The organism is Acidovorax sp. FG60, from assembly GCF_057808995.1.
Map to the genome: position 1 here is coordinate 401,589 of NZ_JBMDJC010000003.1, position 15,386 is coordinate 416,974.

Below are 15,386 nucleotides of genomic sequence, written 5' to 3' on the forward strand. Positions count from 1 at the left end.
CTGCGTGAAGCAGGCCGGAGCAGGGCAGGATCAGCGCCGCCGCTTTTGGGTGCGGCCGTGTGGCGTGGCCACCTTGGGCGCCAGACCCAGCGCGGCACGCGCCAGCGCATCGGCCGCCCCATTGCGGTGGCGGGGAACCCATTGCAGGTCCACCTGTGCAAACCGCTGCAGCACACGGCGCGCCTCGTCAAACAGCGGTGCCAGCCGCTCGATAGGCGCTACGGCCTGCTTGCCCAGTTGCTCCACCAGCACGCTGCTGTCGCTGAGCACCTGCACGGTGGTTGCCGTCGCCACCACCTGGGGTTCCAGCCACTGCAGCGCCCGCAGCAGCGCGCGCAGTTCGGCCTCGTTGTTGCAACCGGTGAAGGTCGTGGCTTCAGAAATGGTGTGTTGCGTGGCCCCACCGGGCCCCACCAGCACTGCCCCCAGCCCCATGCGCCCGGGGTTGGGCACGGCGCTGCCGTCGCAGTGCACCACCCAGTGGGCGGGTTCGGTGGCCACGGCCTATTTGTAGAACGCTTCTACCTTGCCCTTGAGCTTGATCATCAATGGCTGGCCCTTGCGGTCCACCGTCTTGCCTGCGGGCACTTTCACCCAGCCTTCGCTGACGCAGTATTCCTCGACATCGCTGCGGTCCTTGCCGTTGAAGCGGATGCCGATGTCGTGCTTGAACACCTCCGCCACATGGTGCGGGCTGCGGGGGTCCACCGACAGGTGATCGGGCAAGGGGGGTGGCGTGGTGGAGGTGGTTGCGTCGGTCATGCAGAAGGCTCAGTGTGAAAAGGCAATGGGAAAGAAAACAAAAACGGAAAGCGCGGATTCTCCGGGATTTGGTCCTGCAGTGCTGCGCCAAGCCCCTGCCGCCCTACCGCGCGAGAGGCGCAACGCCGATCAGCCATGCATGCGCCCAGAACGCAAAGCCCACCCAGGCCACAGCGCCCACCACCACGGCCACGCCCGTGCCCGCCGCAGTGCCGGGCGCGTAGCCGGTGTTCATCGCCCGGTCGCGCTGCCGTGCGGCCCGAAAGCTCAGCACGGCCCACAGCAAAAAGCTGCCAAACAGCAATACATCGGCCAGGTTGCCGTTGGACAGCAAATGTGCCAGCGCCCACACCTTCACGCCCAGCACCATGGGGTGGTGCAGCCGGGCCTTTATGGCATTGCGCGGCACGTAGGTGGCGGCCAGCAGGATGAAGGCAATGAGCGTCAGCAGCGACGCAGCATGCCGCATGCCAATGGGCGGCACCCACAGCACCACCGGCTGCTGCCGCGCCAAGCCATAGCCCCACACGATGAGTGCCAGGCCCACGGCGGAGACCAGTGAATACAACCCCTTCCACGGCATCTCACCCATGCGTGCCAGCGTCTGCGTGCGCCAGCCATCGGCCACGATGCGCACCGAATGCACACCCAGAAACAGCACCAGTCCAAGTACCAGAATTTCCATGGCAAGACCTTTCATCGGGGGTTGTTGTGGGCGCAGCCACCTTGTGTGGGATTGTCGCGGCCTCAGTATGCAAGAAATTTGAATAAAAATGGCCTTCTGCGCTCGTCCATCATGCACTGATAGCTATCAAATTGATAGTTAATGGGTGTTGCTTGGCGTGCCCTCAGCGGGCTCTCGCTAGGCCACCGCATGCTGCGCCAGCAGCGCCCCCACCTTGGGCTTGGCGCAGCGCTGCAGCGTTTGCAGCAGCGTGTAGCTGGGCTCGGCCACCCTCCAACGCGTGCGCAGGTCGTGCTGCATGCGCGCCAGCAGCGCAGCAGCCATCTCGGCATCGGCCAGCGCCCGGTGCGCCTGGCCCGTGCGCGGCAGGCCGTGGTAGTCCACCAGCGAGCCCAGCTTGTGGCTGGGCGCCTGCGGGTACAGCCGCCGCGACAGCAGCACCGTGCACGCAAACGGCTGCGGCGCGGGCAGCCCGGCCAGGGCCAGCTCGGCCTGCCAGAACTTGCTGTCAAACGAAGCGTTGTGCGCCACCATGGGCGCATCGCCCACAAAACGCGCCGCGTCCTGCATCACCCCCGCCGCATCGGGCGCGGCGTTCACCATCGCGTTGGTAATGCCGGTGAGCTGGGTGATGAACGACGGTATCCACACCCCCGTTTTCATCAGGCTTTGAAAACGGTCCACCACCTGCCCTTTTTCCAGCAGCACGATCGCCACCTCGGTCGCACGCGCGCCCTGGCCGGGCGAGATGCCGGTGGTTTCAAAGTCGATGACGGCGATGGGGGGCATGGAGTGGAGGTGCAAAAAGAAAGAATTGTGCCGCTGCACTTGGCCATCGTTGTGTGAACCGGACGGGAATGCGCGTTCTACACTGCCCCACGCACTTTTCTGGAAGGGCGATTTCATTGCTTTTTTGGCGACGCCCGGCGACCTGGGCCTGGTGCGCAAGGTGGTGCGGTCTTTTCGGTCCCACGCCGCGTTTGCGTCCGAGGGCATTGCGGCGCCCCGGCGCATCCCCGGCGTGGACTATTCAGACCACGCGGCCTACCTCGACGCAGGCTATCCCGCGTTGATGGTGACCGACACCGCCCCCTACCGCTATCCGCACTATCACACCCGCCAGGACACCCCGGACAAGGTGGATTTCGACCGGCTGGCCCGCGTGGTTCAGGGGCTCGAAGGCGTGGTGCGCGACCTCGCGCATTAGGGCAACGCTGAACAAGTCCCTCGCGCACCGCGCATCCCTGCTTTGGGCGGTCTGCCGCGTTGCAAATCCTCGCGATAGCTACGGCCATCGCTGTGGCTTGCGCCTTGCATCCCATCCCAAACCATGGCGCGCGCCATCGCGGGGACTTGTTCAGCGTCGCCTTAGCCGGGCGCACCAAAGACCGAGGAGTCGCGGTGGGGGGAGTGATGCCATCGCACACGGTGGCGAGACTCTCTGGCACGGAGAGCCTTTTCTTGGCGCCCTGTAATGGCCTGTAATCGTCAGCGCGCATTCGGCTGCCTACATTGACTCCCCCGGCCCGACACATCGTCGAGCTTCATCTTTGAGGAGTTCCACATGGCTACCACCGTCACCATCGCCCAAGACACCACCCGCGAAATCGATCTCGGCAATTCCAACGGCATGAGCATTGCTGCTCCGGGTGCCAAGGCCAGCGTGCACGTCGACTATCAGAAGCCGGCGGGCTCTGGAAACTACAGCAGCGCGATCAAGGGATCGGCCGGCTATGGCAATCCGTTTACGGTGCCCGCCGGTGGCACCAAGGCCGTCCTCAAGACGGATCTTGAATCGGAGCATGTGCGCGTCGGCGCCAGGGATGCCGGCATCACCGTCACCTATTGAATGTTGTGCGCGATCTTGCGCGGGTGCTTGTCAATCCCTCGCAGCGCGCGGATGCTCCAGAAAAAACCTCAGCATCTCCTGCGTGGCAGCCACGCCGCGTGGGTCGGTGTGGCTGCCACCCGCGTGCCCGCCGGCCCACGCGTGGCCTGCGCCGTGCAGCACCCAGTGTTCTGCCACCACGGGGCTGGGCGATGCCCTGCTGGAAGAGGCCGGGCCTGGCCGCGCATACACCCTGCGCGTGTAGCCCTGCCCGCTGGCGGACTGGCCTGTGTGCACGGCCTCCACCGTCTGCGCTGCACCGCCCGGGGCGGTGGCCAGGGCGGTGAGCGTGGCCTGGACCAGTTGCTCGCCGTTGTGGGCGTGCACGGTGGTGTCGGCGTCGCCATGGAACACGATCATCGGCGGAGGCGGCAGTGCAGGGGTCTCGGCGGTGGGGTGGGTGGCGGCGCCGGGTTTGGCGCCGTTTTTCATGGCCGACAGCGCGCCCATCACGTTGTGCGCCGCGCCCGCCTGCAGGCCGGAGTGCACGCCCACGGCGGCAAACAGCTCGGGGTATTCGCGGCCCAGCAGTGCGGCCATGGCGCCGCCAGCCGACAGGCCCGCCACGTAGACGCGTTGCGCATCCACCGGGTGGCGCGCCATCACGTCCTGCAGCATGGCGACGAGCAGCGCGGGCTCGCCGCTGCCTCGGTGCTGGTCGCCGGGGCGAAACCAGTTCCAGCAGCCGTTGGGGTTGGCGCTGTGGGGTTGCTCGGGATACAGCACCAGGGCGTTGGCGGGGGCGGCTGCGTCGTTCATGCCTGTGCCGGTGGCAAAGTCCACGGGGTTCTGCGTGCAGCCGTGCAGCATCAGCACCAGCGGCATGGGGGTGCCTGCCGTGGCGCCCGGGGGCACGTACAGGTGGTAGTGGTGCGGGTGGCGCCGTGCATCGGCGTGGGTGAAGACCACGCGGGTGAAGCTGCCGGGCGGCTCGGCCAGCGGGTGATTGTTGGCGGCGGGGCGTGGTGCTGTGGGGGCCTTTGGCTCGGCGTGGGGGGTGGGGGCGCTGCGGTCGATGACCACGGCGTCTTCCACATCTTGCGCGGCGGCGGCGCTGCGCCAGCGTGGGGCCTCGTCGCCTGCGGGTGATGGCGCTTGCAACGGCGTAGCCCCTGCGCTGGCAGGTGTCGGTTCGTTGCTGTGGCGCGCCACGGCTGCGCCCAGGGTCTGCTGGATGGCCCGCGTAGCGTCGGCCAGCTGGCCACTGCGCACCAGCTGGGTGGCTTCGCCCATCAGGCGCTTGAGATTGAGGTTCCAGTCCATGGGGACTCCTTGTGTGGGTGGGCGCGCCAGCGGTGCGCTGCGGTCCGGGTCGGTGGTGTTCAATGCATGCGCCCGGCCAGGGCGGTCTTGACGGCCGCACTGGCATGGAACGCGCCCAGTACCGTCACCGAGGCAATCGTGGCCTGCGCCAGAGCGGGCGGCACGTCGTCGTCGATGCTGGCCAGGCCCAGCACGCGGATCTCCAGCGTCTCGCCCGCCGCCAACACGGCCTCCAGCTCGGCCCGGCCAAAACGCTGCAGCCCCAGCACAAGCATCTTGCGGGCCACCACCTGGCGCACGGCGTCGTTCTGGGCGGTCAGCTGGTTGCGGATGGCGGTGCGGATGAAGTCGGTGCGGTTGGCGTAAAAGCCTTCGGAGACCAGCAGGTCAATGTGGCCCAGGTCCACGAAGCCCAGGTTGATCGTGACCTTCTCGGACTCGGGCACCTTGCCGCGCGATGGGGCGATGGGAACGATGTTGTTCATCGGGAAAACTCCATAAAACATCCAAGGGGATGGTGAATGGATGGCATGTGGATGCCTTGGCGCCCTGTTTCAAGAGCCGTGGCCCAAAGAAAAAGGAGCCCGTGGGCTCCATGGCTCGGTGGTTTTGCTATGAAATATGTAGCTATTAGCGCTTGATAGAAAAGCGCTGGAGCCCATTTTTTCTTGAATTTCTGTGCGAGACGCTGACGCTCTTCCTGGCATTGCGGCAGGGTGTGGCGTGCCTCCGGCCACTGCCCCACCTTGGGGAAACAGCCGCCCGGGGGCCTGCCGCTCAGCTCAATACAAGGTCAGTTCCTTGTGCTCGCCCAGGCTGCGCGGTGGTTCGCCCGTGATGGCGGCCTTGGCCATCTTGAAGAGCTGCACCATCTTGCTTTCATCCACATCCCAGTATTCGGCATGGCGGATGCGCACGGCCAGCAACGCCAGGTTGGGGTCGGACACGCCACCCGGGAACCACGCCTGGGCCATGGGGGACCACAGGGCTTGTTTTTGCGCATGGTCGTCCACAGCGCGTGCCTGGCCCGACAGCGACACGTAGCTGTCGTCGTCCGGGTTGGCATACGACACGTTGACTTCGCCATCGGTCAGCAGGCGTTCGTACAGCTCGCCCGACTTGGGGATGAAGAAATACAGCTCGCCGTGTTCGTCAAACTGGCGGTTTTGCGTGGTGAGCGGGTGCGCGTGCAGCATGCCCGTGGAGGTGCGGTGCGTGAGCATGCCAAACCGAATGTCCTTGATGAGTTTCCACAAGGTTTCGTGGCCGGGGGTGTCGTGGTGCATGGGGGGCTTCCGTGAAATGGAGGGGGTGCTACGACTCTAGGCCGCCCGCGCCCTGCGCCGCGTCGTCCCCCTGCCCGCCTGTGCGTGGGCGCTTGTCCGACATCCCGTCCGACCCGCCCAGACAGGATGGGTCAGGACCGGGCGTTACCTATGCTGCCCGTGCGGCTGCACCGGTGCCTCCGCCTTGCGCAGCACCTGCCGTGCTGTCACGGTACAGCGTGGTGCGCCAAGTGGAGGGAAGGCGCTTCACGCCTTCTTCAAAAACTCCGACTTCAGCAGCATGCTGCCCAGGTCGGTCTTGCAGTCCACGTTGTGGCCATCGGCGCCGTCGACCAGGCGGATGCTCTTGATCTTGGTGCCCTTCTTGAGGGTGGACGAGGAGCCCTTGACCTTGAGGTCTTTCACCAGGATCACCGCGTCGCCGTCTGCGAGTGGATTGCCGTTGGCATCGCGCACCACGCCGTCGCCTGTTTCTGCGGCATCGGACTCGGCAGTATCGGCCACTTGCGGCCATTCAAAAGCGCAGTCGGGGCACACATAGTTGCTGCCATCCGGGTAGGTGTTCTCCTGGCCGCATTGGGGGCAGGCGGGAATGGTGTGGGGCATGGTGGGGTCCTCTCTGTCGTTGTTGTAGTGGTTGTGAAATCGGTGCGCAAAGTGTCGCCGCTTCACAGCGGCGCGCGTTGCTCCAGCGCAAACGGTGGCAGCCCTTTGAGCAGCCGCTGGCCGTAGCTGGTGCGCGTCAGGCGCTTGTCGTAGCAGTACACATGCGCCATGTCTTCTTCGGTGCGAATCGCGCGGCCCACCCACTGCGCCAAGCGGATGGCGGTGGCGGGCACCACCAGTTCGCTGAAGGGGTCGCGGCCCACGGCGCGCAGCCATTCGGCGCGGGCCTCGCCCACGGGGTCGTCGGGCGGGGCGAAGGGCAGCTTGGTGATAAAGACCGATTCGCACAGGCGCCCGGGCAAATCCAGCCCTTCGCCAAACGACTGCATGCCGAAGATGACCGAGGGCTCGCCGTTTTCCACCCGCTCGCGATGGCGCTTGAGAAGTTGTGTGCGCGGCAGTGCGTTCTGCACCAGCACCACGCTGCGCATGGCGGTGGGCAGCGCGTCCACCGCCTGGCGCATCTGCTCGCGCGAGGTGAACAGCACCAGCGCGCCGTATTCCACGTGGGCAATGTCGTGCAGCAGCGCGTCCACCATCTCGGTGGTGAACTGCGCGGCGTTCTTGGGGTCCGCGCGGGTTTCGGCTGCAATCAGCGTGCCCTGCGCGGCGTAGTTGAAGGGGCTGGGCACCTCCAGCGTGGTGGCCGCCTCGTCGCCATGCAGGCCTGCCTCGCGCAAGAAGAAATCAAAGTGCCCGCAGCTGGTGAGCGTGGCCGAGGTCAGCACCGCACCGCGCACCGCGCTCCACAGGTGGTTGCGCAGCGTGGTGCCAGGCAGGATGGGGCTGGCGTGCGCCTTGACCACGATGAAGTCGCCATCCACCTCCAGCGTGAACCATTTGGCTGCCGGCACCGCGCCTTCGGGCGCATCCTGCAGCAGCAGTTGTGCGGTGGCGTGCAGCTCTTCCAGGCGCGGGGCCAGCATGCCGATTTGTGCATACAGCGTGGACAGGCGCTTGGCCTCGTCGGGCTTGTCGCGCATCTCGGCGCGCAGGGCTTTGCTGATGGCGCGCAGGGCATCGAGGAAGCCTTCGGCACTGGCGGCCAGCAGGCCCAGCGGGGCAATGAGCTGTTCGGGCAATTCGCCCCGTGGCACCCGCACGCGCGCCGGCCCCCAGGCGCTGGGCTGGCTCTTGAGCTGGGCGCCGTACACATCCATCACGATGCGCGCCAGGTCCTGCAGCGTCTGGCGCAACTGGGCCGAATGTTTGGGGATGTCGGCAATCTCTTCGACCTCCAGCAGTGCGCCAATGCGCAGGCCTCGGCTGGCAAGCCGCTCGATCCAGGTGATGTGCGACAGGTCCATGCTGCACGCAAACTGGTCGAGCGCTGTGGCGGGCAGGTGGTGGGCTTCGTCCAGCACTAGGAGGCAGTTGTCCAGCTCGGGCAGCACGCGCGCGCCCAGCGATGACAGCAGCAAATCGTGGTTGGCAACAATCACCTGCGCGCCCACCAGCTCCTTGCGCTTGTCGTAGTAGGTGCACTGGCTGAAGGCCGGGCAGTGTTTGCCGGTGCACGACGCGCCCTCGGCTGCCACGGGGCTCCACACCTCGGGCTCGGGGGGCGTGTCCAGGCTGTCGCGGTCGCCGTCCCAGGCGCCTTTCGACAGCGTCTGCGCCATCGTCGAATAGAACTGGATGCGCGCCTCGGTCTCGTGCCGGGGGCGCTTGGCGCGGGCGGCGGCTTCTTCCTCGGCAAACAGGTCGTCGTCGGCCTCTTCCTCGGCCTCGCCCGTGCCCGCCAGGCGGTCCAGCTTGAGCTTGCACACATAGCGCCCGCGCCCCTTGGCCAGCGCAAATTTGAAGGGCTGGGGCAGCAGCGCGGCCAGCGCGGGCAGGTCTTTGTTGACCAGCTGCTCTTGCAACGCCACGGTGGCGGTAGAGATCAGCACCCGCGTGCCGCGCGACAGCGCCAGGGCGATGGCGGGCGCGCAGTACGCCAGCGACTTGCCCACGCCCGTGCCCGCCTGGATCACGGCGATGGACCGCGTAGGCGCGTCTTCACCGCTTTCTTCATCCACCTTGCCCAGCGTGGCGCTGCTGAACGTGCGCGCCACCTGCTCGGCCATCAGCCGCTGGCCGGCACGGCTGCGAAAACCCTCGGTGGCTGACACCACCGCATCGAAAGATTCAAGGGCCTGCGCGGCCCACACCTGTTGAGACATACAGTAGTGTCGCATGCCGAAGACAGGTTGACGCTGGGCAGTGCCTTGTGGCGGATGGGCGGGCTGTCCCCCCGCAGCTGCCTTGAAAGAAAATCCCCGCACAGCTACAGGAGAGCAAAGATGCGGGGGGGAAATGCGTGGGGATTTGCGCTGAACTGCGGTCCGCTGCTGCGCTGCAGGCCATGGGCAATGGCAAGCGCAAGCTGTGTTCCGGGTGGGGCGAAAAGTGTGCAACGCATCCTGCTGCGGGTGCTGCGGGTGCTGTGGTTTGCGGTGCTGCTATGCATGGTGGGTGCATCGGGCGCATGGGCACAACAACCCGCATCGTCGGCTGCCCCGGCAGGCAGCCCTGCGCGCCAGCGGTTGCTGGCGCAGGAGCTGGTGCCGCAGCAGCCCACCCGGTACGCATGGATGCGTGCGGCAGAGGCCCAGGGACAAGGGGCCGATGCGCTTTATCTGCGGCTTGCATTGCTCGACGAATGGTTGCTCGCCCTGGAAGGGCGGCCGGCGAAGGCCAGTCGCACCATCGAAGTTGCCATCGCTCACGGGCGCGAGGTCGATGCGGACGATCTGCAGCGCCGAGCGCGTGCGGTCTGGCCCTCCCTACTCAAAGCCCAGCTGCGGCCGCTATGGGACATGGACGGCCCCGATGTTCCGCTGCCGTCCGAGCTGGATGCCCTGGGCGCGGACAGCATTGCCCAAGAAGGCCCTGGCCTCTGGGTGCACCGGGCCAAAGATGGCCGGCCTCGGGGCCTTTACCTTTGGCTGGGCGTGCGCAATGGGCTGGGCGAGCCCGTGCCTTTGCCGGAGTTTGCGCTGCGCCTGGGCCGCCCCGGCCAGCAGGCGGCTGCGCCGTTGATGCAATGCTATTTGCCCCGCTACAGCACGCGGCAGCTCATCCCGCCGCAAAGCACGCAGCATTACCTGTGCCGCGCGGGCGAGGGTGGCCTTGGGCTGCCGCCGCCCGGCGTCGGGTGGCTGGCGCAGATGGGTGAGTGGTTCAGCCAGGGGGGGGCCCTGCAGACCGAACTGCCCCAGCACGACCAGGCTTTATCGCGCACGGGCCGGATCCTGGGCCAGGTGGACAACCCGGCGGTGGACGACTTCCTGCGCGGCGCCCGTGAATCTACCGAGAAGCAGCAACAACTGCAAAAAGAACGGGCCCAGGCGGCGGCCGCAGCGGCCAAGAAGGCCCGTGACGCCACGCCAGCGCGCAGCTCTGGCGAGTCGCTGCCGCTCTGGATCAAGCGCCTGCTGTTCTTGGGTGGGGTGGTGGGCTCGTTGGTGCTTTATGGCCTGCTCGCGCACCACGTCAGCGTGGCAGTGGCGTCCGGGGTGCTGTGGGTGGGCCTGGCCATTCCGGGCGCGATCTACTTGCGTTCGATCTGGACCATGGGCGGGATCGACGGCTGGGGCAAGCTCGTGGCCATCGTCCTGTCAGGTGCCGCCATCGCGGCGCCTTTTGTGGGAACGCTCGCCGCGTACACGGTCTACAAGCTGGTGGTGAGCGCGCGGGCGCGCCGCAAGGCGATCCTCTTTTTGCTCGGCGTGATCGTGGTCATCGTGCTCCATGCGCTGGAGCGGTGGCTGTTCTGGTGACAGCAGGCTCCGCACGCCCGCAGCGGCGCAGGGCCTGGGCCTACAGCGCGGCGCGGCCAGCGGCGCTAGGGTGAAGGGACTCCACGTTGCATACCAAGGCCCCGCATGAAAACGACCCCCACAGCCCCCCGCAAGGATGAGGAGATCATCCCCTCCGCTCCTGTGCCCGCCCGCACCGAGCGGCGCGTGAACACCACCCAGCCCCAGCCGCACCCCGGCAGCGGACCCGAAGACCTGAGCGAGCCCGAACCTCTCCTGCCCCATGAGCGCGACGAGGCGGTCAACATGACCGACGGCGAACCCGACGCCAAGATGGAGCAGGCCTACCGTGATGTGAAACGTGGACTGCAGGACACCGACCGGGGGCCACCGGCCGACAAGGCGTACCAGAAGCAGAAACGGTAATGCTGCAAATTTGATAGCTATTTGCGCTTGATGGATAAGCGCTAGAGGCCAATTCTTGTCAGTTTTACGGGATCCGCGCCGCCCTGAACCAGCGCGGCAGGTGGTCATGGGCGTGCACCAGCGATTCGAGCACGCCGTGGCTGCGCTCCACCACCTCGATGCCCGGCGCTCTGAGGTCCGGCACGATCACTACCGCGACCCCTGCGGCTTGCGCTGCGCGTGCGCCGTTCTCGCTGTCTTCAAACGCCAGGCACTGTGCGGGGTCCACGCCCAGGCGCACGGCCGCCAGCTGGTACAGGGCGGGGTCGGGTTTGCCGCGCGGCACCTCGTTGCCGCCAGCCCAGGCGTGAAAGTGCTGCAGCACGCCCACCCTGCCCAGGCGGTGCTCGATCTCGTCGCGCCGCGACGATGAGGCCACCGCGCAGGGCACGCCTGCTTGCCGCAAGGCGTGCAGCAGCGAGGCGGCGCCGGGTTTGAGGGGAAACAGGGGCTCTGGCCCCGCGTCCCACAGGCGCGCAGCCACATCGGAATGCACCTGTTCGAACATCTGCGGACCACCCAGCAAAGCCGTGAGCATGGTGTCGGAGTCGGTGGACGCGCGCCCCACCACCTGCAGGTAGTCGGCCACTGCCAGTGCAATACCCCGCGCCCGTGCGGCGTCCAGCCAGGCGCGCAGGGTCACGCGCTCGGAGTCGACCAGCAGTCCGTCCATGTCGAAGATGGCGGCGGTGAAGGGCGGGCGAGGTGTCTGCATCGAAATATGATGCCTGCAAAAACCACTGCTTCAGTCCATCTGAGAAAACATGGAAACCACGACGCGATTCACGCTGGTCTGCAAGAACGATACCGATGCCGACACACTGCATGCGGTTTTTAGCACTCCCGGTGGTGCCGGGCTTGAAGCGGCGGTCAGGGCCTTCTTCGCGGCCCGCAAGATCAGCATCCACCCCACGGACCACCTGGGCTTCGACCGCTACGAGCGTTCGGGCCTGGTGATCGACGCGGCATTCACCTCGGGCTCTGCCGATGTTGACGATTTCATCAAGCCCTTGTCCAAGGTGTGCCATGCGTTGCACGCCGAGCTGGTGGACGACGAGGTCGCCCACCAGCTTGTATACGGCTTCATCGACGGCAAGAAAAAGCCGCCCGTAGATGTCGTGGCCTTGATGAAGACCCTGGCCCCGACCGCCCAGCTCGGCCGGGTGGGAAAGATCATTGAGGCCGCCGAGCGCGAGCAGAACGACCCGACCTATGCCTTCATCCGCGCCATCGGGTTCTCCAAGAACCAAGCCACCGTGCAGGCCCTGCTGGAGAAGGGGGCCGACCCCAACAGCACATTCTCTTCCGGCTACGCCTGCCTGAACAAGGCCATCACCGACAAGCGCGTGAAGGTCGTGCAGCTCATGCTGGAGCATGGCGCCGACCCCAACCTGCCGCACAAGGGCTATCCCAACCTGTACGAGGCCTGTCGGTTCTCTGCACCCAAGATCGTGGACCTGCTGCTGCAGCACGGTGCCGACCCCGATGGGCGCGCTCAGGGCGCATCGGAAACGAGCTACCCCATCGAGATCGCCATCTACTACCACCAAGCCAAGATCGTGCAGTTGCTGCTGGACAAGGGCGCCACAACCCGCGGCCTGCCCAAGCTGGCCAATTTGCTGGAGCTCACGGCCCGCTCGTTCGACGCCATGTATGAGAACCTGGACGGCAAGCTCGCTATCCTGAAACTGCTGGTGCGCGACCCGGCGTGGAAGGCCGAACTCGTGCAACGCCGTGACCGGCTGACCGGAATGCTCCAGCAGTCGTTCGCTGCCTACAAGTACCAGACGCCCAAGGACCGCAAGGACTTCGACGACATCCTGGATTTCATGGCGGCTGCTTGAAGAAATACTGCGGGCTCAGCCGCGCTGCTGCAGCGCCCGCTCAATCCGGTCGCGCCGCACCGTCGTCTTGGGCACCTTGAACGGGAACCACGTGCGTACGTCTTCTTCGAGCCCGATGCCGTGCATGTAGTTGTAGATGGCCTTCTTGAGCGCGCCGCCCAGCGCGTCGTGGTCCACGCCGGTGGGGTCGATGAAGGCCACGTCGTTCTTGGCAAAGTCACCGGGGGGCAGCGGCGCCAGCGTCACGCCGTATTCCTCGGGGTTCTGGCCGACGGGCGAGTGCACGGTGCAGGCAAAGCGGTGAAAGAACCCGCTCTGGATGCAGCCGTTGGCGAACAGCTGGCGCACGTATTCGAGCGCGTCCACGGTGTCCTGCACGGTCTGCGTGGGAAAGCCGTACATCAGGTACGCATGCACCAGGATGCCCGCGTCGGTGAACGCCCGCGTCACTCGAGCCACTTGGTCGACCGACACGCCTTTTTTCATCAGCGTGAGCAGCCGGTCTGACGCCACTTCGAGCCCGCCCGAGATCGCGATGCAGCCGCTGTCGGCCATCAGCTCGGCCAGGTCGGGCGTGAAGGTTTTTTCAAACCGCACATTGCCCCACCAGCTGATGCCTGCGTTGCGCGCGATCAGCTCGGTGGCCAGTGCCTTGAGCGCCTTGGGCGGTGCGGCCTCGTCCACGAAATGAAAGCCGGTCTGCCCCGTCTCGCGCACGATCTGCTCGATGCGGTCGGCCAGCACGGCGGCGCTGGCGCCCTCGTAGCGGCTGATGTAGTCCAGGCTCACGTCGCAAAAGCTGCACTTCTTCCAGTAGCAGCCATGCGCCACAGTGAGCTTGTTCCAGCGCCCGTCGCTCCACAGGCGGTGCATGGGGTTGAGCATGTCCAGTAGCGACAGATAGCGGTCCAGCGGCAGGCCGTCCCAGGTGGGCGTTCCCACCTCGGCAAAGGCGATGTCGGCTTCCATCATGTTGATGTACTGCACCGCGCCATCGCCGCCTTCTCCATCATTGCGCACAAAGGTCCGTACCAATCGCTGGCGGCCGCGCTCGCCACGCAGGTGCTCGAGCAGCGCCAGCAATGGGCGTTCGCCCGCGTCCAGCGTCACGTAGTCAAAGAAGTCGAACACACGCGGGTCGGCCAGTTCGCGCAGCTCGGTGTTCACAAAGCCGCCGCCCAGCACGGTGGCGATGTGCGGGTGCCGCGCCTTGATGGCCTGGGCAATGCGGAACGCCGCATACACGGACCCCGGGAACGGCACGGACAGCAGCACCACGCTGGGCTGGTGCTTGGCAATCGCCTCGTGCGTGAGCTGCTCCAGCAGCGTGTCCACCAGCGTGGGTGTTGTCGCCAGCGCTTTGGCCAGCGGGTCAAACGTGGGCTGGCTGCCTGCGAGCGATTCGGCATAGCGCACAAACTCAAAGCGCTCGTCCACCGCGTCGCGCAGCACATCGGCCAGGTCGTTCAGGTACAGCGTGGCCAGGTGCTTGGCCTTGTCCGTCAGGCCCAGGGCGCCGAACGCCCAGCCCAGCGGGTCGCCGCCTTCGTCGTCCACATACACGTCGAGCGTGGCAAAGCGTGGCCCCTCGGGCAGGTAGTGCCGCCCGGCAATGCGGTGCGCCAGCGTGCTGTCGCGGCCCTGCAAAAAGGCAATGGCCGGGCCAATGGTGGCGAGGTACCGGTCTTTTTGCGCGGCAAAGCTCTGCACGGCGGGGCTTTGTTTTTTGGTGGGCAGTGCGTCCACCTTCGCCGCCACGGCCTTCAGGCCCTCGGGCGAGAGCAGTTGCAGCACCAGCGCCAGCGCCAGGTCTTCCTGGAACGCCGTGACGCCGCGCGAGCGCAGAAAGCCCGTGAGGTAGGCGGTGGACGGGTACGGCGTGTTCAGCTGCGTCATCGGCGGGATGACGGAGAGGACGCGCAGAGGTTGGGAGGGCAGATCGACGGCAGACATGGTGGGAACAGGCAATGGGCGATGCGGTGCCGCCGCAGGGGATCGTGAAACCCCCGATTATCCCGGCCCCGCTTTATCCCTGATGGTCGGGGGGCACAGGCGACACCACGGCCGCGTCGGGCGTGCCCGCCAGGTAGTTGTTCTTCACCCGCACATAGTGCTCGGCCGAATATTTCAGGTACGCAATCTCTGCATCGGTGAGCGCGCGCTGGCGCACCGCCGGGCGGCCGATGTAGAGGTACCCGCTCTCCAGCACCTTGCCGGGCGAGACCAGGCTGCCTGCGCCCAGCATCACGCGGTCTTCGATGATGGCGTCATCCATCACGATGGAGCCCATGCCGATGAGGCATTCGTTGCCGATGCGGCAGCCGTGCAGGATCACCGAGTGGCCCACCGTGACGTAGTCGCCGATGACCAGCGGCGAGCCTTCGGGCTTGCTGGCGTTGCGGTGCGACACATGGCCCATGGTCAGGTCCTGCACGTTGCTGCACACGCCCACGGTGATGCGGTTCACATCGCCGCGCAGCACGGCGTTGCACCACACCGAGCTGTCGCGGCCCAGCGTGACGTCGCCGATGACCTGGGCAGAGTCGTGGATGAAAACGCCGGTGTCCAGGACCGGGGCGGTGTCGAGGTAGGGAGCGAGGGGCATCTTGGTGTCAGGCTGCGTGGAAAGAACGGGCGAGCGTAGTGCAAATCGCTCCTCACGCCGGTTTGCTGACCAGGGTGGTGGCGTGGGTCAGCGCGCTGGGGCGCGGCGAGGGGCAGCTTTCGCAGAGGTTGCAACAGGGACTGCCGCTGCCTTGCCCGTGCTTCCAACCCGGGCTTTTT

Annotated in this window: 17 protein-coding genes; 5 read left to right on the forward strand and 12 right to left on the reverse strand. The window is 66.3% G+C overall.

Annotated features, from left to right (window positions below; all coding sequences use genetic code 11):
• Positions 1–30: 30 nt before the first annotated feature.
• The 4 genes from ACODS0_RS06965 to ACODS0_RS06980 form a co-directional block, all read right to left on the reverse strand.
• Entirely contained in the window at positions 31–501 is a 471-nt protein-coding gene (locus ACODS0_RS06965) for a ribonuclease HI family protein (RefSeq protein ID WP_255424244.1), read from the reverse strand.
• Between the two features lie 3 nt (positions 502–504).
• Positions 505–762, reverse strand: a complete 258-nt coding sequence (locus ACODS0_RS06970; RefSeq protein ID WP_010464995.1) for a DUF3297 family protein — start codon at positions 760–762, stop codon at positions 505–507.
• Between the two features lie 103 nt (positions 763–865).
• The gene (locus tag ACODS0_RS06975; RefSeq protein WP_121421732.1) at positions 866–1,447 is read right to left on the reverse strand and encodes an NnrU family protein; all 582 of its coding nucleotides are present in this window, start codon (positions 1,445–1,447) and stop codon (positions 866–868) included.
• A 177-nt stretch (positions 1,448–1,624) separates the two neighbouring features.
• Positions 1,625–2,236, reverse strand: coding sequence for a 3'-5' exonuclease (locus tag ACODS0_RS06980; protein WP_121421731.1), 612 nt, complete (start codon positions 2,234–2,236; stop codon positions 1,625–1,627).
• A 124-nt stretch (positions 2,237–2,360) separates the two neighbouring features.
• Between ACODS0_RS06980 and ACODS0_RS06985 the strand changes: the two genes are divergently transcribed.
• Together ACODS0_RS06985 and ACODS0_RS06990 are read left to right on the forward strand one after the other, a co-directional pair.
• Positions 2,361–2,654: a M28 family peptidase gene (locus ACODS0_RS06985; protein ID WP_199731287.1), complete on the forward strand. Its 294-nt coding sequence runs from the start codon at positions 2,361–2,363 to the stop codon at positions 2,652–2,654.
• A 357-nt stretch (positions 2,655–3,011) separates the two neighbouring features.
• Positions 3,012–3,296: a hypothetical protein gene (locus ACODS0_RS06990; protein ID WP_488833851.1), complete on the forward strand. Its 285-nt coding sequence runs from the start codon at positions 3,012–3,014 to the stop codon at positions 3,294–3,296.
• A gap of 30 nt (positions 3,297–3,326) precedes the next feature.
• Here the strand turns inward: ACODS0_RS06990 and ACODS0_RS06995 are convergent, their stop codons facing one another.
• The 5 genes from ACODS0_RS06995 to dinG form a co-directional block, all read right to left on the reverse strand.
• Positions 3,327–4,598, reverse strand: coding sequence for an extracellular catalytic domain type 1 short-chain-length polyhydroxyalkanoate depolymerase (locus ACODS0_RS06995; RefSeq protein ID WP_488833853.1), 1,272 nt, complete (start codon positions 4,596–4,598; stop codon positions 3,327–3,329).
• A 59-nt stretch (positions 4,599–4,657) separates the two neighbouring features.
• The gene (locus ACODS0_RS07000) at positions 4,658–5,083 is read right to left on the reverse strand and encodes a CopG family transcriptional regulator (protein ID WP_228897069.1); all 426 of its coding nucleotides are present in this window, start codon (positions 5,081–5,083) and stop codon (positions 4,658–4,660) included.
• Between the two features lie 297 nt (positions 5,084–5,380).
• Positions 5,381–5,884, reverse strand: a complete 504-nt coding sequence (locus tag ACODS0_RS07005; protein ID WP_121421727.1) for a pyridoxamine 5'-phosphate oxidase family protein — start codon at positions 5,882–5,884, stop codon at positions 5,381–5,383.
• A gap of 246 nt (positions 5,885–6,130) precedes the next feature.
• A complete protein-coding gene (locus ACODS0_RS07010; protein ID WP_488833855.1) occupies positions 6,131–6,490 on the reverse strand; it encodes a zinc ribbon domain-containing protein YjdM in 360 nt (119 codons plus the stop codon).
• Positions 6,491–6,552: 62 nt separating this feature from the next.
• On the reverse strand, positions 6,553–8,715 hold the full coding sequence (dinG, locus tag ACODS0_RS07015) for an ATP-dependent DNA helicase DinG (protein WP_488833857.1): 2,163 nt from the start codon (positions 8,713–8,715) through the stop codon (positions 6,553–6,555).
• A 228-nt stretch (positions 8,716–8,943) separates the two neighbouring features.
• On the opposite strand from dinG, the gene ACODS0_RS07020 reads away from it, so the two are divergent.
• Both ACODS0_RS07020 and ACODS0_RS07025 read left to right on the forward strand, forming a co-directional pair.
• Positions 8,944–10,314, forward strand: coding sequence for a hypothetical protein (locus ACODS0_RS07020; RefSeq protein ID WP_488833858.1), 1,371 nt, complete (start codon positions 8,944–8,946; stop codon positions 10,312–10,314).
• A 105-nt stretch (positions 10,315–10,419) separates the two neighbouring features.
• Positions 10,420–10,719 carry a hypothetical protein gene (locus ACODS0_RS07025; RefSeq protein WP_488833860.1) on the forward strand — a complete coding sequence of 100 codons (300 nt, stop codon included), beginning with the start codon at positions 10,420–10,422 and terminating at the stop codon, positions 10,717–10,719.
• Positions 10,720–10,783: 64 nt separating this feature from the next.
• Here ACODS0_RS07025 and ACODS0_RS07030 read toward each other — a convergent pair whose 3' ends face one another.
• The gene (locus ACODS0_RS07030; RefSeq protein WP_488833862.1) at positions 10,784–11,473 is read right to left on the reverse strand and encodes an HAD family hydrolase; all 690 of its coding nucleotides are present in this window, start codon (positions 11,471–11,473) and stop codon (positions 10,784–10,786) included.
• A gap of 49 nt (positions 11,474–11,522) precedes the next feature.
• On the opposite strand from ACODS0_RS07030, the gene ACODS0_RS07035 reads away from it, so the two are divergent.
• Positions 11,523–12,602, forward strand: a complete 1,080-nt coding sequence (locus ACODS0_RS07035; protein WP_488833864.1) for an ankyrin repeat domain-containing protein — start codon at positions 11,523–11,525, stop codon at positions 12,600–12,602.
• Positions 12,603–12,617: 15 nt separating this feature from the next.
• Here ACODS0_RS07035 and ACODS0_RS07040 read toward each other — a convergent pair whose 3' ends face one another.
• Positions 12,618–14,498 carry a B12-binding domain-containing radical SAM protein gene (locus ACODS0_RS07040; RefSeq protein WP_488833899.1) on the reverse strand — a complete coding sequence of 627 codons (1,881 nt, stop codon included), beginning with the start codon at positions 14,496–14,498 and terminating at the stop codon, positions 12,618–12,620.
• Between the two features lie 130 nt (positions 14,499–14,628).
• On the reverse strand, positions 14,629–15,207 hold the full coding sequence (locus ACODS0_RS07045) for a gamma carbonic anhydrase family protein (protein ID WP_488833865.1): 579 nt from the start codon (positions 15,205–15,207) through the stop codon (positions 14,629–14,631).
• Positions 15,208–15,386: the final 179 nt, after the last annotated feature.